The sequence below is a fragment of the Enterococcus hirae ATCC 9790 genome (genome assembly GCF_000271405.2).
In the GTDB taxonomy this organism is placed as follows: domain Bacteria; phylum Bacillota; class Bacilli; order Lactobacillales; family Enterococcaceae; genus Enterococcus_B; species Enterococcus_B hirae.
This window is the reverse complement of sequence record NC_018081.1, coordinates 2682801-2705177: the sequence shown is the minus strand read 5'-3', so window position 1 is coordinate 2705177 and position 22377 is coordinate 2682801. Positions and strand designations below refer to the sequence as shown.

Here is a 22377-nt window from a genome sequence, read left to right as displayed (position 1 = left end):
GACAGAGGAGGATCATTCATTGATGATCACTCCACTGTCTTTCGTTTGTTTTATTCAAAAAAATAAGTTCATAGAGTATGAAAGTAAACGATCCATGTTCTCTTTTACTCGCTTGTTCTCAATGCGTATGCATCTAATAATATACGCGCTAATATCGACAATGGGAGTCTGGATCTTACCTCGTAATCAGGAAAAAATGAACCCTCTGATTTAAACCCAACGAAAGCGATTTCAATAAATTGCATCATACTAGAGTATTGATTCGCGGTTAAGAGTACCGTCCCAATCTCTGCGTTATAACAATTTTGAGCAGCAACTACTAATTCGCTTGTTTCGCCATTTAAAGAAACAAAAATAGCAATGTCTTCTTTATGTAACGTTTTACTGATATTTTTGATGATTTCAGGATCAGTGTGAAGCTCACAGTATTTGCCTGCAAGTTGAAATTTAACCATCATTTCTTGGGCGATTAATTCTGAAAAGCCACGAGCAAAAATAATGATCCGACGTGCAACTTTGATTTTTTGGATGGCATCCTCAATGTTGCCGATTTCAATCATATTGATCGTACGAGTTACTTCTTCTTCATTTTTTAAAATAGCTTTCCGAATCCCTCGATCCACTTTTTCTAAAGTAGAAAAGTTGATCGTTTGATTTCCCTTTTCTTTTAAATGGTGTTTGAAAGAAGTAAAACCTTCATAACCTTTCTTTTTCATAGTTCGAACGATGGTTGCCGTTGACACATTAGCTAATTCACTCAGTTTGATGATCGAATAATCAGGAATATCTAAAATATGTGCCTCAATAAAACGCCACAAAAATTGTTCAGACTCACTTAGCTTGTTTTCCATGTATGATCCCCCGCTTGATGTATAGAATAGAAAGAAATTGCGGCACTTCTTCTGTAAAAAAGAATAAAAATATTTGTTTTTTGTTGTTTGTAAAACTTTTCATTGAATATGAGTGATTATGAAAACATTTACAATAGGCTCTGCTTCATAATAAAGGAAAGAAGGGAGGGAGTCAATTGGCCGTTTATACATGTACGCTAAATCTAGCAATTGATTTATTTATTGAAACGGATCAATTAAATCCTTTTGTTGTAAATCGTACAAATCAAGATGATATTCAAGCGAATGGTAAAGGTGTCAATGTGTCGATGATTTTAAAAATGTTAGGTATCGAAAGTACAGCAATGGGGATTAAAGCAGGTTTTACTGGACAATATATCGAAGATTTTTTAAAAGAAAGAAGCATTAAAACGGACTTTTTAGAAGTTCCTGGGATGACTAGGATCAATGTATTTACTCAGGTAAAAAAAGAAAAAGCAGAATACAAACTGGTAAATAAAGGCCCAGAATTAACTAAAAACCAAGTGATGCAATTTTTAAAGAAAATTGAGAATCTTAAAATGGGCGATTATCTTTGTGTTTCAGGAAGCTTGCCTCAAGGTGTTTCTCCAGCAGTTTTAGTCGAAATCAGTCGCATTTGTCAAAAGAATAAAGTCTTTTTGATCATTGACAGCAGCTACTACGAAATATTGGATTGTTTACCATACCAACCGTTTTTGTTAAAGCCAAACGAAGAAGAATTGCGAATATGGTTCCAGACAGAGAGGAATACCAAAGAAGCGTATATTTTTTATGGAAAAGAGTTGTTAAAACAAGGAGCTCAAAATGTGTTAATTTCACTCGGCAGTGAAGGCGCTTTATTTCTGAATAAAGAACAAGTATTATTCGGTAATTCGCCAAAAGGAATAGTAGTGAATACCGCATGTGCGGGTGACAGTTTACTGGGGGCATTTTTAGCTGGGTGGTTGAAACAAAAAACAATTCAAGAGTCATTGAAAGAAGGGCTCGCAGCTGGGAGTTCTACGGCTTTTCGTAAAGGGTTAACCGATTTTTCGGATGTTGAGGAATTAATGACACAAATCAATGTGATTCAAGAAGAGGGGGAGAAAGTATGACGAAGTATCAACTGATTGCAGCCACTGGTTGCCCAACAGGAATTGCCCATACGTATATGGCACAAGAAGCATTAGAACAAGCAGCCAAACGAAAAGGTATTACGATCAAGGTTGAAACGCACGGACAAATAGGAGTAGAGAATGAACTGTCACATGAAGAGATTCAAGAAGCTGATGCGGTAATTGTTGCAGCAGATAAAGATGTTCAGCCAGAACGATTTGCGGGGAAACGAATCATTGATGTTTCTGTTAGTGTGGGGATTAAAGAAGCAGATCGTTTGATTGAAGAGGCGCTAGCTGGTAAAGGCTCAATTGTAACAAAAGATCAAGTAGCCGATACGATTGAAGATGTGGACCAGCGTTCCGCTAATTCACTGGGACACAGTGTCTATAAGAATTTAATGAATGGTGTTTCACATATGCTGCCATTTGTTGTAGCCGGTGGTGTTTTAATTGCTATCTCTTTTGCTGTGTGGGGCATTTATTCCTTTGATCCGACAAATGCCCAATACAATGCAACTGCTGCAATGCTGAAAAGTGTCGGAGATGCAGCGATGGGGATGATGGTTCCTATCTTATCAGCTTATATTGCAGAAGGAATTGCCAAACGACCAGGTTTAGTAGTCGGTTTAGTAGGTGGCTTGGTAGCAAATGCAGGAGGAACAGGCTTTTTAGGGGGGATTTTATCAGGCTTTTTAGCAGGTTACTTTATTCTACTTTTGCAAAAACTATTAAAAAACTTGCCAAAGTCATTAGATGGATTGAAAGCAATTTTTCTTTATCCCGTGATTGGTGTAGCAACGATTGGGACAATTATGGCCCTTTTAGCAGAACCAATGAAAATGATCAATGAAGGAATGATGAATTGGTTAGCTAGTTTTCAACATTCTAGTCCACTTGTTTTAGGAATCATTGTGGGATGTATGTGTGCATTTGATATGGGCGGACCAATCAACAAAGCGGCGTATGTCACTGGGACCGCTTTGCTAGCGCAAGGAAATACAACCTTTATGGCAGGAGTTTCTGCTGCTTGTATTGCCCCACCGTTAATTACCGGTTTTGCGACATTGTTTTTTGGTAAATATTTTGCGACAAATGATCGAAACGCTGGTTTAGTGAACTTTATTCTAGGTTCGACACATATTACCGAAGGCGCTATTCCTTTTGCTGCCAAAGACCCATTGAAGGTTTTGCCAATCATGATGTTTGGATCCTCGATTGCTGCAGTTTTAACCTATATTTTCGGGGTACAAGTCCCTGCTCCTCATGGTGGATTTTTAGTATTACCTGTTGTTACACATGGGGTGAAATGGCTGATCGCTATTTTAATTGGCTCTTTAATTGGCGGCTTTTTATTAGGATTTTTGCAAAAAAGAACTGTAACTATGAAAAATAAAATCATGGTTAAATCAATAGACTAGGAGATAATAAAATGGGCTTTATCCAAGAGCAAAATATATTTTTGAATCAAATAGGTCAAACTCAAAATGATATTTTTGAGTTTTTAGCTAAGAAAACCGTTGATTTGACTATTGCAGACAATCAAAAAGAAGTATTGGAAAAGTTAATTGAAAGAGAAAATGAAGGTACTACTGGAATGATGGACGGTTTTGCGATTCCTCATGCGAAAGCTTCAGCGATTCATCACCCGGCAGCGATTATTTTAAAACTAAAAGAAAAAGTAGTGTGGCAAAGTTTGGATGGTCAGCCAATCCAATTTATTATTGCTTTGTTTGTTCCCGATACACAAGCTGATGACGCGCATTTAAAGTTATTGTCAACAGTGGCACGTTTATTGATGCGTGATGATATAAGAGCTAGTTTAAAAGAAGCCAGTTCAGCAGATGAAATAGCCAAATTACTAAATAATCAGATAGACGAGGTAGCTTAAATGAAAAAGATCAGTCAAGGGAAACGAAACCATTTAAAAAATATAGTTGATGAAAATGGAAGGATCGGTGCCTTAGCAATTGATCAACGGGGCGCATTGAAGAAACTAATTGGTCAATACAGAGAAACAAACGATCGCGATATAGTTGGTTTTAAAGAAATCGTTTCAAAGGAATTAACACCTTATGCCTCAGCTATTTTGTTAGATCCGGAGTATGGATTACCAGCAGCGAAAGATCGTGCCCATAATACAGGACTATTATTAGCTTATGAAAAAACCGGTTATGATAGTTCGCTGCCAGGACGGTTACCAGATAGTTTGAATACTTGGTCTGTAAAAAGATTAAAAGAGGTGGGGGCAGATGCCTGCAAATTTTTATTGTATTACGATGTGGATGAAAACGAAGAAATCAATGAACAAAAGAAAGCCTATATCGAAAGAATCGGCTCAGAATGTCTTGCAGAAGAACTACCATTTTTTTTAGAAATCATTTCGTACGATGCAATTCACTCTGATACAACGACAAAAGAATATGCAAAAATAAAACCGCGAAAAGTAATTGAAGCGATGCAGGAATTTTCAAAAGAGCGATATCATGTAGATGTATTAAAAGTAGAAGTTCCTGTCAATATGAACTTTGTCGAAGGCTTTGGGAAAGAAGCTGTGTATTCAAGAGAAGAAGCTAAAACATTCTTTCTAGCACAAAGCGCTGCAACTGAACGTCCGTTTATCTTTTTGAGTGCAGGAGTTAGCACAGAATTATTTCAGCAAACATTACGATTTGCTCATGAAGCAGGTTCTGATTTCAATGGAGTATTATGTGGACGAGCTACTTGGGCAGAAGGAGTGTCACCATTTGTGAAAGAAGGCAACGAAGCTGCAGTAGATTGGTTTCAAACCATTGGAAAAGAAAAGTTACATTCGTTAAACAACGTATTAGAGCAAACTGCTTCTTCCATATTCAATAAAATTCAATAAATCTTCATTTCATAATTTTTATACTGAAAGAAAAGTATCTATATTTGAGAAGAAAGTCGAAGAGCCAAAAGTAGTTTAACTTTGGGGCTCTTCGGCTTATTTTGTTTCATGAATGACCTAGTCTCAGCTAGTTTAGTTTAACTAGTTAAAAAAAAATTCAAAAACCTCAAAAAACTCTCATTGAAAATTGTATGGCATACATTTATTACGTTGCTGGGAAAAGAGGAAGCGTGTATGATTCTGGTTTGAAAAGATATAGACCTATTTTTTGTTTTTGAGTGTTCTAACTAGTCATGAACGAAAAATCGATCCTATCTGACATTTAATAACTATTTAAAAAGGGGAGATGCAAAATACATGTGAAGACATTTCAAAAGATTGTTTTGTATGTTTTGATTTTTTTATCGGTCCAATTATCCGTTTTAAATGATGAAGTATTTGCTTCAAGTGAAAAAAGTCAGGTGGGGATCACCTTTAAAGGGGAGCTTCCGAAAGACCCAAGTACTCTATTTTCTGCATCTGAAAAAAATCAGGTAACAAAAAAAGAAGAAAAAACACGATTTCCACAGACAAATGACCGATCCTCGTTCTTTTTAGAATGGCTGGGTTTTCTTACTTTAGTGATAGGTCTATGGCAACTGTTCAGGAAAAGAAAGAAGGAACAACAGTGAAAAAAATAATCTTAACGACTGTATTACTCAGTACAAGTTTTTTAATGGGGGCTTTAACCGTACATGCCGATGATTTAAGTGGAAAAAGTACAGCAAAAATCGGCTTGACGAAACAAGATCCTGATCATCCAGTAGGGCCGATTGACCCTCTTGATCCAGATGATAACCCATCATCGAATCAACCTACTGGTAACACAGGTGATTTGCGTATTGATTATATCTCAAATATTGATTTTGGGACTCAAATGATTTCTGGGAAGACAGAGACTTACCAAGCAACAGCACCAGCTAACATGGTCGAAGCTCAAATCTCAGATTTACGAGGAACAGGGGCTGGTTGGAATCTGCAAGTAAACTATGATCCAGCACAATCTGGTTTTTCTTCAGCTGATCAAACATTAAAAGGGGCAGAACTCACGCTACCAGTTGGGCAAACTAAAACTGTCGCAGATAGTCAATCCGCTGCGCCTGCTACAAATGAAATCACCGTCAATGATGATGCCCAAAATATCATGTCAGCAGTGAAAGATACTGGTCTGGGTACTTGGGCAGATGAAATGACAACGTCTCAAGTGAAGTTAAAAGTTCCTTCAGGGAATTTGGCAGGAGCCTACACGGCCACTTTAGTTTGGACATTAACTGATGCACCAGCATAGTTTTAATTAAAGGAGAAATGGAATAACAATGAAAAAACAAGTACTTTATACGCTAGCAACGGCCTCATTATTTTCTACTATCTTATTATCTACGATGGTGAAAGCAGACGAAACGATTGATGATTCAACTACTTCTACTGCAAAGATCACTTTTGATGGAACCAATACCGATCCGGTCACACCAGTCAATCCTAACGATCCGGATACGCCAGTTGATCCAAATAATCCGATTGATCCAGATGATCCAGATAACCATGGGACAGGAGACAATGGTCCATTATCGATCGATTATGTTTCGAATATTACATTTGGTACCAAAGATATTGCTACGACTGGACAAGTATATCATGCAGTCAATGCTTCCCCTTATGTCCAAGTAACGGATAAGCGTGGTGTAGAAGGTGGTTGGGTTTTGACAGCCTCAGCCTCAAAATTTACAGCTAGTGACAACTCAGAATTAAAAGGAGCCATTCTTTCATTTAAAAATGGTGAAGCAGCTACTAATTCAGATAATATCAGTAAAAAGCCAGTGACGAATGATGTCGTTTTTGCCAATACAGAAGCACAAACGGTCATGACAGCAGATAGTTTAGCTGGAGAAGGCACTTGGGTAGATGTCTTTAATGGAACACAAGGAGACAATGCAAATGTGCAGTTAGCGGTTCCTTCAGGATCGGCACAAGCAAAAGAATATACGGCTACGATTACCTGGACATTGACGGCAGGCCCAACGGAATAGAAAGAGGAGTAAGATGAATAAACTACGAGCATTGATTGTTTTGGTTCTTGGATTATGGGTGACTATGTTGCCAATGTCCGTCTATGCTGATTCAAATGAATCAGCATATAGCGTTAGCGCGGATATTCCAGATTTCCAAGTTGACAAGAATCTTTCGTATTTTGATTTACACCTTCAGCCCAATCAACAAAAACAATTAAGATCCATCTAGCGAATACTGGGAAAGAAAAAGCTGCTTTTCTTGTGAACGTGAATAATGCTGCAACCAATAGCAATGGTGTGATCGATTATGGAAAAAATGAATTTAAAAAAGATCCGTCAGCCAAATACGAGTTGAATCAACTAGTAAAACCCAAAACACAAGAAGTAGAATTACCTGCGGGAAAAGCTGAGGATGTTCAATTCCAGATCACCATGCCAAAAACTGCTTTTAAGGGGATCGTTCTTGGCGGGATTCACGTTAGTAAGAAGGATGACATTAGCCAAAAAGCAAAAGGAACGGCGATCCGTAATAAATATGCCTATGTCATTGGCGTTAAATTACAAAATAGTTTGGTTAAAGTGACTCCTGACTTAAAATTAAAAAAAGTCAACGTAGGATTACAAAACTCGTATACGACAATCTTTGCAAATATCCAAAATCCGACAGCTACGATCATTAGTAAGGTGGCATTTGATGCTAAAGTGACGAAAAAAGACAGTAATGAGATACTGTATGAAACGAAAAAGGAGAATTTGTCGATCGCACCCAATACAAATTTTGATTTTCCGATCGGTTTGAACAAAGACAAAATCGCTGCAGGTAACTATACAGTGACCATTGATGCAAAAGAGCAAGGAACCACTCATCGCTGGCATATGACCTCTGATTTGACAATTAAAGCTGATAAAGCAAATAAACTAAATCATGATGCTGTGACAAATGAAAAGGGAATCCCTTATTTATCCCTCATTATCGGAATTGGACTATTTCTTGTGCTGATCATTTTATTTTTAAGTTGGAAATTACTGAAAGCAAAAAGGTAGGTGAGCTAGTCAAATGGATGCAAAAAAACAATTAAGACAAGAGCTCTTTATCTTTTTATTCTTTTTTTGTTTTTTGATCACTCTTTTCTTTTCTACTACTTCGGTGTTAGCGGATGTTACTTATCCAGAAAAGACGGAAGGACTCATTTTTGATGGGCATGTAAAAGCAACCATTTCTTATACAAAAGATCATGCACCTAATTACACAGCTGTAGGCGATAAAATTACTGTCACGACGACTTTAGAAAAACAGGACGAAGGAATTCTGCCAGATGTGTACAAGCAGTCTTCTGTCGTGATTTTATATCCCGAAGAAACTCAAGGGCTAAAATTATTCGGGGATCCAGCCTTTACTTATCAGCCAATGAATGGGGAAAATCAAACAGGTGCCTTTATTGATAGCAATACACAGTTGCAATCAACGATGTTGTGGTATTTTAATACGAATGTAAAAATATTATATTCAGACGATATCACATATAACGGTAGGATGACCCAAATCTCTGACTCAGGTTTTACAGATGGAAACTACGACGATCAATATTCCTTACAAAAATTATTGCTTCATCAAGGGGATAAAGTGTCATTATCTTACCAAGCGGAGATCACAAAAGAAGCACTAACGAAAAGTAAATTTACTTTTCATACAGCTATTTTCGATAGTCAGACAGCTACGATTGACTGGGATAATTTCCTAACAGTATCAGCGCCAAAGATTCAAGAACTAGGCCTTTCTTTTGATGAAGCAACAAAAAATAAGCAAATCACTGTTTCAGATGAGCAGTCCTACCAAACAACATTGACAGGAAATTGGGTGGGCGATCAAAGCAATCTTTCTCCTGACTTGACGATCAATGGGCAAACGATCCCAGTATCAGTAACAGATTTTAAGGAAGACGGGACGTTTTCAATTCCTGTTGATTTGAAAAATCATGGGAAATTAGGAGATAATGCAGTTCATCTTAAGATCACTAACGGCACGCAAGTAGCTGAAGATGATGCAGTGCTATCACTTGTTCAAGCAGACACACCACCAGAGGTCAAACTATTAGAACCCACAAGTGAAGTCACGGTTTCACCGACCGATCAGTCACTAGTGATCAAAGGTCAATGGAAAGATAAAGAAAGTGAGAGTATTCGTCTTTTCTATCAATTAAATGGTACGGAAAATGTTTTAGTAAATTCTATTAGTAATGAAAAGAAAGATACGTGGACAGATTTTTGTCAAAAACTCCCACTAGATCAGCTCCAATTAGGAGAAAACCACGTAGAAATTTATGGAAAAGATGCGGAAGGACAGGTTTCTGAAAAGGAGAAATTGATTATCCAATTGGTTCAAGGAACGATTTCATTTAAACAGATTGATCCAGAGATGTTATTTCAAGATTTAGTGATCACAGGGCAAACGAGCCAATCAACGACACAAAAAGCAGTGAATGTGATAGTAGAGGATACAACAGGCAAGCCAAAGGATTGGGATTTAACCGTTAAACAAGTTCAACCGTTTAGTAATGGAGATCAAAAGTTAGCGGCTCAGTTAGCCTATCAAAATGACTCGGTCCGTTCAGTGATTTCAACGACACCTGTCAATCTTTCATTAAGACAGATCAATGATAGGGAGTATTCTTTACCTCAAGACCAAGCTCATCAATTCCAACTAACAGTTGCTCCAGGAGGGAAAAGTGGGGTATATCAATCTGAATTAGAATGGACTATCGTAAAAGCTCCTGGATAGAGTCATTTTTTGATAAGAGACTTACTTCATTTTTCCGCTAGCAATTTTCGACGTTTCCTAATAAGCAATAGTTAAACATAAAGAAATAAGCCGAGAAATCCAGAAACAAAAAATGTTTCTGAAGCTCTTGGCTTTTTTTGTGGCTCAAGGAAAAAACACTAGTTTCTCATGTTTTGTAAGTCTTTCCTGCGTATGATTTATAAGATAGGTGAAAACAAACGAGAAATTTGTTGTTTGAATAACAACCAGCCAGACATTTCTTTGACTGTTTCTGTGGTCATCGGTGTACATTGTTTTTCATCTTGTAAAAATTGATCTGCTAACTGGGTTAAAAAGGCTGGATCATAAATGACAGCACTGGTTTCGAAGTTCAACCGATAACTTCGAACATCTTGATTGGCAGAGCCGACCATACAAATTTCATCATCCATGATCAATGTTTTCGCATGTAAAAAACCATTCTCATAAACCAAGATTTGAACGTTTTCTTTGATCAATTGACGTGCATAATATTGGGTTGCTCGGTAAATAAACGGATGATCAGGTTTATTAGGAATCATGATCTTGACTTCTACGCCAGAAGAAGCGGCAATTTTTAAGGCAGCGATCACACTTTCATCTGGAACCAGGTAAGGTGTTTGAATCCATACCCGTTTTTTAGCAGCTGTGATCAATTTAATAAAGGATAATTTAATTTGTTCACGTTCGTTGTTAGGACCACTTGATACTAGTTGAATCGAAGTATTTTCATGCTTGTCGTCTTTCCCAAGTTCTTTTTGAAAAAAGTAATCAAGATGATAGGCAACCTTCTTTTGTTCGGGTACTGAAACATTCCAATCCGTTAGAAAACGTAGCTGTAATAATGAAGCAGCAGCGCCATAGATTCGAATATGAGTATCACGCCAATAACCAAACTTTTTGGTTGGATTGACATATTGATTGGCGATGTTAAAGCCACCGGTATAGCCGATTTTACCATCGATCACGACGATTTTACGATGGTCGTGATAATTTAAGCGGAATCGAAGTAATGCTCTTTGTGACGTGACGAATGTGTGGACGTGACCACCATTTTGGATCAAACGGTTAAAGTCTTTCGGTTTAGTGCCGTGTGAGCCAAACGCATCATATAATAAGCGGACTTCAACCCCTTCAGCAGCTTTTTCTTCAAGTAATGTCAAGATTTGTTGTCCGATGTTGTCCGTGACGAATGCATAATATTCGATATGAATCGAATGCTTTGCCTGCCGAATATCACTTAATAGAGAAGTTAATTTTTGTTGACCATCTGTTAATAAAGTGACGGAATTACGTCGGGTTAATGGCATGCGATTCAAAGAAGAGAAGAAGTCAACAAATTGTTGATGCTCTTCATTATCCATGACGGGATCATAGTGATCGATCGTATCTCCTTTGAAATCTTGAAAATTTTCTAGTTCTTTCAAGTCGCTTTGTCTCAAATAAAATTTTTTCTTATCAGTCAATCCGCGACCGAAGAAGAGATATAGAATAAATCCAAGACCTGGAAGAGCAAATAGTACGAGCAACCACGCCCAGATTGCAGCTACGTCACGAGGTTTGATTAAAATAGTTACTAAAGCAATTAGTGCATTGATGAAATAAAGTATCGTGAGAATAGTGATAACCAAAATAGCTTCCTCCTTATTTAGAATAACAAACAGTATTATATCATGAGAATCCTTAGAATCCTAAATTTGAAGTTGCAGAGATTATAAAGTGGTTTGAAAAAATAAAGAACCACAAGGCAAAGTGGTTGCAATTTTCTATTCATTCATGTAGGATAAGAATATAGTTGAATATCTCCTTAGGGGAGTAACCGACAACGTTTGTTGTGATAATATCAACAGTAAGTTAACCATTTGGTTTTCTGGTATTGTATGAAATGGTGAGACCTAAGACAAATCCGCATTTGTCTTAGGTCTCTTTTTTTTCAGTCAGAAAACTTTTTGGTAACGAAAAACAAAATGGGGGATGGAATTTGGAAAACAAAGAACAGGCTCAGCAAGTTGTCTATAAAGAACCAATTGACTCGCTGATGCAAAAAACACAGAGCTCAATCGATGGTTTGAGTACATCACAAGCAAAAGAAAAGTTAGAAAGAGACGGATTGAATCAGTTAAAAGAAGCACCTAAGAAGCCAACGTGGAAATTGTTTTTAGAAACTTTTAAAGATGCAATGGTTATTGTCTTATTGATTGTCGCTTTGATTCAAATGGTCATGGGAGATTATATCGAATTTTTCGTTATTTTTGCCGTATTGATGTTGAACTCCGTGATTAGTGTGATCCAAACGAAGAAAGCAGAAGGTTCTTTAGAGGCATTGAAAAATCTTTCTGCACCTGATGCACGTGTGATTCGTGATGGAAAAGAAAAAACGATCCCTGCGAATGAACTGGTTGTAGGAGATATCGTTTTATTGGAAGCGGGAGATTATGTCCCTGCCGATGGTCGGTTGTTAGAAGCTGGATCATTGAAAGTGGATGAAGGGATGCTAACTGGTGAATCGACAGCATCGGAAAAAGAAGTAACTGATATTAGTCAGACAGTGCCGATTGGTGATCGTATCAACATGGTATTTAGTGGAACAATCATTACTTATGGTCGTGGGAAATTCTTAGTTACCGCTACTGGAAATAACACAGAAATCGGTGAGGTGGCAGGGTTACTTGAATCAACAACTGAACAAGTAACACCACTACAGCGTGGATTAGATAAATTTAGTAAGAAGTTAAGTTTAGCGATTTTAGCTTTATCGTTAGTTATTTTAGGTATCCAATTGTTCCGAATCTATCTTGGCGGAGGCACAGGTGATTTAACTGCTGATATCGTTAGTGCAGTAATGTTTGCAGTCGCTGTTGCGGTTGCTGCCATCCCAGAAGCATTACAATCAATCGTAACGATCGTTTTATCCTTGGGAACCAATAAAATGGCGAAGCGACATGCCATTATCCGAAAATTACCAGCAGTGGAAACACTGGGTTCGACTAGTATTATTTGTACAGATAAAACTGGGACATTGACCCAAAATAAGATGACGGTAGTTGATTATTATCTAGCGAATGGTTCGACTGGAGATTTTACCGATGATCCAAAAAAATGGATAGACGATGAAAGACGCTTGATTGAAATCAGTGTATTAGCCAATGATGCTTCCATCAGTGAAGATGGTACGAAACTTGGAGATCCGACAGAGGTAGCGTTTATTGATTTTAGTGAAAAATTGAATCAACCGTATCAAGAAATCCGTAACAACTATCCAAGAAAAGCTGAATTACCATTTGATTCTGACCGAAAATTAATGTCGACTGCTCATAACATTGATCAGGGACACTATCTTTTTGTTAAAGGTGGACCAGATATCGTGTTTGCTCGCAGTAAAAAGGTCTTGCTAAATGGTGAAGTTGTACCAATGACAGAGGAATTGATGAAACAATTCAAAGAACAAAATGAAGCTTTCTCAAACAAGGCATTGCGTGTTTTAGCCTTTGCTTATCGCCCAATTGAAAGTCCAGAGTTGTCATTTGAAGATGAAAATGACTTGATTCTAGTTGGATTACTTGCCATGATCGATCCTCCAAGAGCAGAAGTCACACAAGCAGTTAAAGAAGCTCGAAGCGCTGGAATTAAAACAATTATGATCACTGGAGACCACAAAACGACTGCTGTTGCGATCGCGAAAGAAATTGGGATCTTTGCAGAAGGAGATCAAGCACTTACAGGGACAGAGTTAGATGAATTGACCGAAGATCAATTAAACGAAGTCTTGGAAAAAGTGACTGTATACGCACGTGTATCTCCTGAAAACAAGATCCGAATCGTACGTGCATGGCAAACAAAAGGACACATTTCTGCGATGACAGGCGATGGTGTTAATGATGCTCCGGCCCTGAAACAAGCGGATATCGGTATTGCCATGGGTACGGGTACGGATGTATCGAAAGATGCGGCAGCGATGGTCTTGACCGATGATAACTTTGCTTCAATCGTTAGTGCCGTAGAAGTAGGACGTAATGTTTTTGATAATATCAAAAAGGCGATTGCCTATTTATTCTCTGGAAACTTAGGTGCGATCATTGCGATTGTCTTCGCTTTAGTTGCTGATTGGTCCAATCCATTTACAGCATTACAATTATTGTTTATCAACTTAGTCAACGACTCATTACCAGCGATTGCTTTAGGAACAGAAAAAGCCGAACCAGCTACAATGAAACGTCCACCAAGAGATCCAAATTCAGGAATCTTTACCGATAAAACATTGATCTCGGTTACTTATCGAGGCGTATTAATCGGTATCGCAGTCATTTTTGCGCAATGGTTAGGAATGCAACATTCACCAGAATTTGGCGTAGCAATGTCGTTTTCTACATTGATCTGGTGTCGAACATTACAAACATTCCCTGCGCGTTCTAACACACAAACAGCGATCCAAGCAGGTTTCTTCGCAAATCGAAGCGTATTGTTAGCTGTTGTAGTATGTAGTGCATTGTATTGCTTGACGATGATCCCAGGCTTGAAAGAAGTCTTTTCAATTCCAGCAGCATTTGGTTTGACAGAAGTCTTTACGTCAATCGGGATTGCCTTAGTAACAATCATTTTAATGGAAATCACAAAACTGATCCTTGTACACGTACAAAAAGAGAAATAAAAAGGAATACCTGGGATAATTTTTTGATGTGCTATTCAAAAGTTAATAGCAGAGTATTTCACCAACTGGCTGGTATGGCTTCGGGATTCAACCGAATGTATACCAGCCAGTTTTTTGTTCAATGACATCTTTATTCTTTACTTGATGATAGCTGTCTAATATACATAGTGAAGAACTATATCGGTAATTTAAAAATTTGGCTCTGATGAGATAGAAAGAAAGGAAAACACATGTGAATCATGTATAATGAAAGGACAGAAATTTTAAAAATAATTATTTCGATAAGCCTAAGAGCAGGTAGGTTTTGGTTATGAATTAGTCAGTATATTATTTATTCCGAAAAGTGAAAAAGCGATATAAAAATAGAGAAATAGAGGAATGAAAATGAACGAAGAAGAATGGGACGCCTTTGCAAGCGATTACTACATGAATCAAAAAGAATCAGACAAAACAATTGTCCGAGATGTCATTGAATATCTAAAAAAAGAAGCTGCATTACCAACTGAGAAAATAGTGGATGTAGCAGGTGGCGCTGGACGCTATCTAGCGATGTCAAAAGAAGCAACTACATATGAATTGATAGATTTTTCGGATGAAATGTTGAAGTTTGCTACTGAAGAAGCAGCTAGATTGGGGAGGGAAAACATTCATCTAACGAAACAGACTTTTTCTGAATTTCTGGAAAATGGAAAAACGTATGATTTTATTTTCTCTGCTTCTAATCCGGCTTTAGACGATTCCGTAAGGTTAAGTAGAATGTTAACAAAGATGAAAAAATATTGTGTCATCCTAAGAGTTGTCTCTTCTAAAGAAGATCTGTTTACATCGTTGGAAAAAAAATTAGGAATTTTCGAAGAAGATGCTGTGACTTCACCAGTAATAATGGATCAATTGGAAACTTATTTAAAAGATGAAGAATGGTCCTATAAAAGAAAAGAATTTACGTATACGTTTAAAGAAGAAATTACGGAAGATTTTATGAGAGCTTATTATCAAGAATATCTAGAAGAAACAATTTTTAAAGAGTATATTCAAAAATATTTTGACCCAAAAGAAAAAATTGTTAGTACAACGATGTTGACCTATCGGCTACTACTAATCAAGAAGGAGTGACCCCAAATGGGCATGACTAGTTTTGTTTACTCTAAGAATATAGAGAAAAACGATTTATCTCTTAGGACGGATTGACGAGGAATGACTTTTTGAACACCGTTTATCCGTCTTTAGAGATATGATGAGAAGAGACTGAGCCAATCTGATATGCTCCCCCCTATATAGGACACTGAAATATAAAAGTCCTGTATAGGGAGAGCATATCACAACTTGCCTCAGTCTTTTTTTGTTGTGGCTAATGGAGTAATCGAAAATCAACGTAAAAGAAAAAACACTTATATTTGCTTGTGTCTTAACAATTCACTCTAAGAAATCGACCTAAAACTATTTTTTGACTGTTGGTTATCTTTCTAAAATAATAAACGGAGAAAAATGAGTTGTCAGATATATTGGCCTTATGTTTTCTTAACTGTTTTAAATCATTTTTATTATTTTATAAAATAACAAATCATTAAAATGTTTGTTTTAGAAAATTATAGCTTGCATCTTAATTATTTCTTTAAAAAAATAGTTTAATTGAAGTGAAAGTATAATTTTTATTGTGGTTGTTGACTATTTTATTTATACTTAAATGTATACGATTGCTTTGTTTGATTAAATGGCAATTTGTATAAAATTACATAAAAGGATGTTTTTTGTTTGAAAAAGATTTTTTTGATATGGTTATCAGTGTTATTTTTTTGGTTGTTTGTTTTCTACGAATGTTCAGGCGCAAGAGGTAATTAAAAAAGAGATTTTTAGTATTCCTGAACCAACTTGGATCTTCAATGCAGGGATGGATAAAGGAAAAAATCATGATCGCCAGGATTTAGGATTTATCTTGTCCGAAAATGTTGAATTGAGGATTAGACAAACAAATAAACAATTCAAAAATAAATTAAGATTGAGATTGTTAGGTAATGCTTCAAGTATCGAAAAAAGTATCTTAGTTGGTTCAGAATGGGTAAGTATAAGTGCAGATGATCTTTTGGTTCCGTTTATTGATACGCCATATGGAGAAGAAGCTGCTCAGATTGAATATGAAATCGTCACTTCTGAAAATATTAAACCATTACCAGTTTATAATTATCATGGAGACGATACTATGTTTCTTTCAATGTGGGACAAGTTCGATGCTGAATATGCTTTGATTAAAGGACCAGATTTTCAATTGCTTGTTCCTAAAAATGATAAAGAAAAAGTAAGAAACTTGAAAGATTACCGTTCCTTAGATGAATTGATCGAACACTACATCGAATTGTTTGGTTACTATAATCAAATCGCTGGTTTTGATAACTCGTCTAAAGAAAATCAAAATGGAGTGAACCGTTTTTTCTTTAAAGCAGATAAAAACGGACGTGGCGGTGCTTATTATTCCTCAGAATGGGCAGCAAATAGCTATAGCACAGTCGAGTGCTGGTTAACTGAAGACAGTTGGAAAGTGTTGCATGAAATTGGTCATGGCTATCAAGCTGGTTTTGATGGAGTTGGAATGTATACGGGAGAAATATCAAATAATTTGTTTGGTGTTCAGTATGAGTACAATATCCTATTTGGAAAAGAAGCAGATAAAAAAGGCGGGCTATTTGAAGGGAAAAAAGATACAGTAGAAAGAAGTATGTATGAACATATGATCTACGAAAAACGTACATATGCTGAGGCTAAAGCCAACGAAAAACTAATTTTATTAGCGATGTTGAAACAAAAAGCTGGAGATGAGGCTTTTGCTAAAATGTACCAAGAATATCGTAAAATAGCTAATCAATCAGATTTCGTCCGTGAAGATCATACCTTACCTGATTTAATGAATCGTATCTATAGTGAAAATAGTCAACTAGATTTTTCAGGTGTTTTAGAGAAATGGGGATTGACGCTTGATCAAGTACAAGTCCAAAAAAATCGTGAGCATGGTTATCCGGCAGTCGCTTCTTTAGCTGATGTCGTACCAGAAAGTGAGTTGGCACGTGCGCGTGAATTAGTCGACCCATCTTATTTGATCAATTTTAATTTTGAGATGGTGCAAAATAAGGAGATTGCTGCGCTAAATCTAAAAGGTGATCTTACGATTGAATTAAGTTTGAAAGATTTAAACCTATTAAAAGGTACCAAAATAACTTTAAAAGATGGAGCGAAAGAAATAGCTACTCAAGAAATCACTGGAGGAGTAGTCACTTTTAAAAACATTCCTAATGGCATCTATTGTGCAGAATTCTCTGGAAATCAAATGATGTATTTCATCCCACAGAATAGTTATGTTTACGTGAAAGAAGTAACAAATCATGCGGTTATTACGTTGGACGAAGTAAAAGATAGCCAAGTCATTGATTTTCATGGAGTGAATGACAGGAAGTTTGGCTCATTTACATTTAGAACAAACAAGAACAGTGATACTCAAGAAGCAATTGTTTCAGTTACGCATTCGAGACCTCATTATCGTTATGAGAATGAAACTTATGTAAAAGTAATGGTCAAAAGTAGTACAGGAGAACTGAAATACGAAAAAACGATCGAAGGCATAGAGTCTGTTACTGGTGAAGAAAATGTATCATTGAAAATAGGTGATATCGTTGAAATTTATCATGCAGAACCTAAAAAGCGCTTCATTTCTTCAGAAGGGATCGTTGATACTACGCAATCGACCAATCGTTGGGTAGTAACCCAATTTGGATTAGAAAACCTAGCTTTGAAAAATGATGCCAAAGAGGATCTCAAAAAAAGAATTACGTCATTAGCCACTCAACTTTGGGATAAAGAGTTAGTCAATCCGGTTCCAAGTGACCGATCACCAGAAAAGAAATTGTTATGGGTGATGATGGATCAAACAACATTAAAAGAAAAATCAGAATATCAAATTTTATATTATATACTATTCAAAAAATGGTTCTAAATATCAAGAAGCATCATATAGTTTATGAAATAGGATAGAAAATCAAATAGCGACTTACAGTTATTTATTGTCACAACAATGTTGACAAAAGTAATTGCAAGCCGCTATTTTTTGTTTTACTGCTTTTTGTAGCTATATGTCAAAAGTTGCTTTTTTGCAAACATTTTTGATTACCTATTAAATCAATCAGGCAGTTGTCTCATAGGATTACTTGTAGTAACGAATATCATTTTCAACTTTATAGATTGAAAATGGTACATCGGAAGAATATTCGGCTGTTTCCCCATGTTCAGGTAATTTTTCCTTGAAGATTGTTTCATATTGATCGACTGTGACAGCTTCTCTACCTTCTAACATTTCTTGATGTAGTTCAGTCAATAGGAAATCTTGATAGCCGTCTTGTAAGTAACCTGTGAAAAATTCACTGACAGCACCCGAACCATAGCTGAATAAGCCAATTCGATCACCTGATTTTAACACTTGTGAGTTTTCTAAAAGAGAAATCAATCCTAGATAAAGAGAACCAGTATAAAGGTTACCAATTCGCCGACTATAACGAATACTTTCTTCATAGCGAGTCAATAAGCGATTTTGTGTTTTTTCATCTGTCTGATCCAAGACACTTTGTAAGGCTTTTTTCCCCATTTTTGTGTAAGGAATGTGAAAACTTAGCGCATCATAGTCTTCTAAAGTAAATCCTGTTACCTCTTTATGTCGATTCCAAACTTTTTGAAAAGATTCGATATAAGTGGAGTTGGATAAAGGACCATCAACCACTGGGTATTGCGCATAATCAGGACGCCAAAAATCATAAATATCTTCGGTTAAGAAAGTACTATCGTCTTCGATAGTGATGATTCGTGGATCTTTGGTAACCATCATAGCGACAGCACCCACACCTTGTGTCACTTCTCCACCACTAGCTAGACCATAACGGGCGATGTCACTAGCGATCACTAAAACTTTTCGATCTGGATGATTTTTTACATATTCTTTTGCCATGTGGAGAGCAGCAGTTCCACCATAACAAGCTTCTTTTACTTCAAACGAACGAGCAAAAGGTTGGACTTTCAATAAATGATGGATAATTACAGCACTCGCCTTTGAATGATCGATGCCAGATTCCGTTCCTACGATAACCATATCGATCAGCTCGCGATCTTCATTTGTGACGATCCTAGTAGCTGCATTTGCTCCTAAAGTCACGATATCTTCTGACACTCGGTTGATGGCCATTTGATCTTGGCCAATACCGATATGGTATTTAGCAGGATCATCTCCCCGACGTTCAGCTAACTCTGTCATATCTAAATATAAATTTGGAATAAAAAAGGAAAGACGATCAATCCCTACTTTCATTTCAACACCTCTTTACTCATGATAAAAAAACTTACTTTACTAAAGTATCATAAAAAGATTAAAAGAAATATAAAAAAGCGAATATTTAAGGATTTGTAAAATTTATTCCTAGATTTTTTTGAAGCTGTAGTGAGGTATTTGTTTTTAGCATAAACAATGGTATATTTTTCTAGGAGGTGACTGACTTGAAGGAAGTCGTTATTATAGATGCTGCGAGAACGCCAATTGGAAAGTATCGTGGCAGTTTAAGCAGTTTTTCTGCTGTAGAATTAGGAACAATCATTACAAAAGAACTGTTAGAAAAAACAGGTATCCATAAAGAAAACATCAATCAAGTAATATTTGGAAATGTATTACAAGCGGGGAATGGTCAGAATGTTGCCAGACAAATTTCTGTCAATAGTGGGATCCCTGTTCAGGTTCCTGCCATGACAGTCAACGAAGTATGTGGCTCAGGAATGAAGGCGGTTATTTTGGCTCGCCAATTGATTCAGTTAGGTGAAGCTGATCTAGTAGTCGCAGGAGGCACTGAAAGCATGTCACGTGCGCCACTGCTTCAGCAATATGAAGCAGAAAATGCAACTTATGAAGAGCCGATCTCAAGTATGGTCAATGATGGGCTGACAGATGCGTTCTCAAATGCACATATGGGCTTAACTGCTGAAAAAGTAGCGAACGAATTTTCCGTTACGAGAACAGAACAAGATCAATATGCGCTCAACTCACAAAAAAAAGCAGCTCAAGCTAGTGAAAACGGGGTATTTGAAGCAGAAATTATTCCCGTTACTTTACCTGATCAAAGAATCATGGATAAAGACGAAGCCATCCGAGGGAATAGTACACTGGAAAAATTAGGGACTTTGAAAACTGTTTTTTCCGAAAATGGGACTGTGACAGCAGGGAATGCTTCTCCGTTAAATGATGGAGCATCGGTATTGATTTTAGCTTCAAAAGAATATGCGATCAAACATGGGCTTCCTTATCTTGCAACGATCAAGGCTGTTTCTGAAATTGGGATTGATCCGAGCATTATGGGAATTGCACCTATCTCAGCAATCCAAACATTATTGAAAAAAGCAGAAATTTCTATTGATCAAATCGATCGTTTTGAGATCAACGAAGCATTTGCGGCTTCATCGATCGTGGTCAATCGCAACTTAAAACTAGCTGAAGAAAAAGTCAATGTAGATGGTGGTGCCATCGCACTCGGTCATCCGATTGGTGCAAGTGGTGCTCGTATTTTGACAACATTAAGTTATGGCTTGAAACGAATGAACCAACAATATGGTGTGGCTTCTTTATGTATTGGTGGAGGCTTAGGACTAGCCATGTTACTTGAAGCAAATCTAGAAACGGAACAATCAAGTGACCAAAAAAAAAGTTTTATCAACTGACGCCTGAACAACGTCGGAGTCAGTTGGTTAGTGAAGGAATCATCAGTCAATCACAAGCTGATGAATTAAAAGTAGGAACACTCTCTGAAGAAGTAGCCAATCATTTGATTGAAAATCAAATCAGTCAAGTTGAGATTCCTCTAGGGATTGCACCTAATTTTCAAATCAATGGAATCAAAAGGCAAGTACCGATGGCGACAGAAGAACCGTCTGTAATTGCTGCAGCCAGTAACGGAGCAAAAATATGTGGAGACATTACAGCAATTACACCACAACGCCTGATGCGTGGTCAGATTGTACTATCAGGGGAACTGGATAATCGAGGTATAACTGATGCTGTCATCGCCAGACAAGATGAACTACTAGCATGTGCGAATGCAAGTTATCCCTCGATCGTGAGACGTGGTGGTGGAGTGCAGGAAATCGCAACAAGAAACTTTAAGGGTAATAATTTGGATTACTTATCGATCGATTTCTTGGTTGATGTAAAAGATGCGATGGGAGCTAATATCATCAACGCTATCTTAGAAGGTGTTGCCCAGAAAATACGTTCCTGGTTTCCTAAAGAAGAGATTTTATTTAGTATTTTAAGCAATTTCGCAACAGAATCATTAGTAACAGCTAGTTGTGAGATTCCCTTCGAGCGATTGGGAAAAACGATTGAAGCAGGAAAGAGAATTGCTGAAAAAATCCAACAAGCTTCCGAGTATGCTAAATTAGATGTTTATCGGGCAGCAACACATAATAAAGGGATCATGAATGGCATCGAAGCTGTCATTCTTGCTACTGGAAACGATACGAGAGCTTGTGCAGCTGCCGTTCATGCGTATGCTGCGAAAGATGGTGCTTACCAAGGCCTGTCAGACTGGCAAATGATTGGAGATAAGTTAATTGGACAATTAACGGTACCTTTGGCAGTGGCAACAGTTGGAGGAGCTTCTAGGATTCTTCCAAAAGCAAAGATTGCACTAGACATGTTGAAGATTGAATCAGCAAAAGAATTAGCTCAAATCATTGCTGCCGTCGGTTTAGCACAAAATTTAGCTGCTTTGCGGGCATTAGTGACAGACGGTATCCAAAAGGGGCATATGTCGCTTCAAGCTAGAGCCTTAGCGATCACAGTCGGGGCACAAGGAACTGAAATTGAACAAGTCGCTGAATTTCTAAGAAAAGCCGAAGGAATGAATCAGGACGTAGCTAGAAAATTTTTGATGCAATTACGTAAAAAATAAGTATTTATAAAAAAGAGAGACTGATTGGGATAACAGCAGAATGGATAAAAAGCTACTATATATTTATTATATTTATTCATATTAT

General features: G+C 37.1%; 14 protein-coding genes and 2 pseudogenes. 13 read left to right on the top strand and 3 right to left on the bottom strand.

Annotated features, from left to right (window positions below; genetic code table 11):
* Window positions 1-104: 104 nt before the first annotated feature.
* A complete protein-coding gene (locus tag EHR_RS12780; protein WP_010737317.1) occupies window positions 105-851 on the bottom strand; it encodes a MurR/RpiR family transcriptional regulator in 747 nt (248 codons plus the stop codon).
* A 176-nt stretch (window positions 852-1027) separates the two neighbouring features.
* Between EHR_RS12780 and pfkB the strand changes: the two genes are divergently transcribed.
* The 9 genes and pseudogenes from pfkB to EHR_RS12730 all read left to right on the top strand — a co-directional run bounded on the left by pfkB (window position 1028) and on the right by EHR_RS12730 (window position 9662).
* Entirely contained in the window at window positions 1028-1966 is a 939-nt protein-coding gene (pfkB, locus tag EHR_RS12775; RefSeq protein WP_010737318.1) for a 1-phosphofructokinase, read from the top strand.
* A complete protein-coding gene (locus EHR_RS12770; protein WP_010737319.1) occupies window positions 1963-3387 on the top strand; it encodes a PTS fructose transporter subunit IIC in 1425 nt (474 codons plus the stop codon). Before pfkB ends, EHR_RS12770 begins: the two co-directional genes overlap by 4 nt.
* An 11-nt stretch (window positions 3388-3398) precedes the next feature.
* The gene (locus EHR_RS12765) at window positions 3399-3857 is read left to right on the top strand and encodes a fructose PTS transporter subunit IIA (protein WP_010737320.1); all 459 of its coding nucleotides are present in this window, start codon (window positions 3399-3401) and stop codon (window positions 3855-3857) included.
* Window positions 3858-4835, top strand: coding sequence for a tagatose-bisphosphate aldolase (gene lacD / locus EHR_RS12760; RefSeq protein ID WP_010737321.1), 978 nt, complete (start codon window positions 3858-3860; stop codon window positions 4833-4835). It abuts the gene before it with no gap.
* Between the two features lie 359 nt (window positions 4836-5194).
* Window positions 5195-5506, top strand: a complete 312-nt coding sequence (locus tag EHR_RS12755) for an LPXTG cell wall anchor domain-containing protein (RefSeq protein WP_010737322.1) — start codon at window positions 5195-5197, stop codon at window positions 5504-5506.
* Complete coding sequence (locus EHR_RS12750; RefSeq protein ID WP_010737323.1) at window positions 5503-6162, top strand: WxL domain-containing protein; 660 nt, start codon at window positions 5503-5505, stop codon at window positions 6160-6162. The genes EHR_RS12755 and EHR_RS12750 overlap by 4 nt, the downstream gene beginning before the upstream one ends.
* 28 nt (window positions 6163-6190) lie before the next feature.
* Window positions 6191-6901: a WxL domain-containing protein gene (locus EHR_RS12745; RefSeq protein WP_010737324.1), complete on the top strand. Its 711-nt coding sequence runs from the start codon at window positions 6191-6193 to the stop codon at window positions 6899-6901.
* A gap of 13 nt (window positions 6902-6914) precedes the next feature.
* A pseudogene (locus tag EHR_RS12735) lies at window positions 6915-7927 on the top strand (WxLIP family cell surface protein).
* Between the two features lie 13 nt (window positions 7928-7940).
* The gene (locus tag EHR_RS12730) at window positions 7941-9662 is read left to right on the top strand and encodes a hypothetical protein (RefSeq protein WP_010737326.1); all 1722 of its coding nucleotides are present in this window, start codon (window positions 7941-7943) and stop codon (window positions 9660-9662) included.
* A 197-nt stretch (window positions 9663-9859) separates the two neighbouring features.
* On the opposite strand, the gene cls is transcribed toward EHR_RS12730, so the two are convergent.
* Window positions 9860-11311, bottom strand: coding sequence for a cardiolipin synthase (gene cls / locus EHR_RS12725; protein ID WP_010737327.1), 1452 nt, complete (start codon window positions 11309-11311; stop codon window positions 9860-9862).
* A 350-nt stretch (window positions 11312-11661) separates the two neighbouring features.
* On the opposite strand from cls, the gene EHR_RS12720 reads away from it, so the two are divergent.
* The 3 genes from EHR_RS12720 to EHR_RS12710 all read left to right on the top strand — a co-directional run bounded on the left by EHR_RS12720 (window position 11662) and on the right by EHR_RS12710 (window position 18307).
* Window positions 11662-14328 (top strand): cation-translocating P-type ATPase, encoded by a 2667-nt coding sequence (locus tag EHR_RS12720; RefSeq protein ID WP_010737328.1) that lies wholly within the window; start codon window positions 11662-11664, stop codon window positions 14326-14328.
* Window positions 14329-14712: 384 nt separating this feature from the next.
* A complete protein-coding gene (locus EHR_RS12715; RefSeq protein WP_010737329.1) occupies window positions 14713-15441 on the top strand; it encodes a class I SAM-dependent methyltransferase in 729 nt (242 codons plus the stop codon).
* 688 nt (window positions 15442-16129) lie between these two features.
* Window positions 16130-18307 carry a putative mucin/carbohydrate-binding domain-containing protein gene (locus EHR_RS12710; protein WP_010737330.1) on the top strand — a complete coding sequence of 726 codons (2178 nt, stop codon included), beginning with the start codon at window positions 16130-16132 and terminating at the stop codon, window positions 18305-18307.
* A gap of 207 nt (window positions 18308-18514) precedes the next feature.
* Here the strand turns inward: EHR_RS12710 and EHR_RS12705 are convergent, their stop codons facing one another.
* Window positions 18515-19666, bottom strand: coding sequence for a hydroxymethylglutaryl-CoA synthase (locus EHR_RS12705; protein WP_010737331.1), 1152 nt, complete (start codon window positions 19664-19666; stop codon window positions 18515-18517).
* Window positions 19667-19851: 185 nt separating this feature from the next.
* Here EHR_RS12705 and EHR_RS14725 point away from each other — a divergent pair.
* Window positions 19852-22292, top strand: a pseudogene (locus EHR_RS14725) (hydroxymethylglutaryl-CoA reductase, degradative).
* The last annotated feature ends 85 nt before the right edge of the window (window positions 22293-22377 follow it).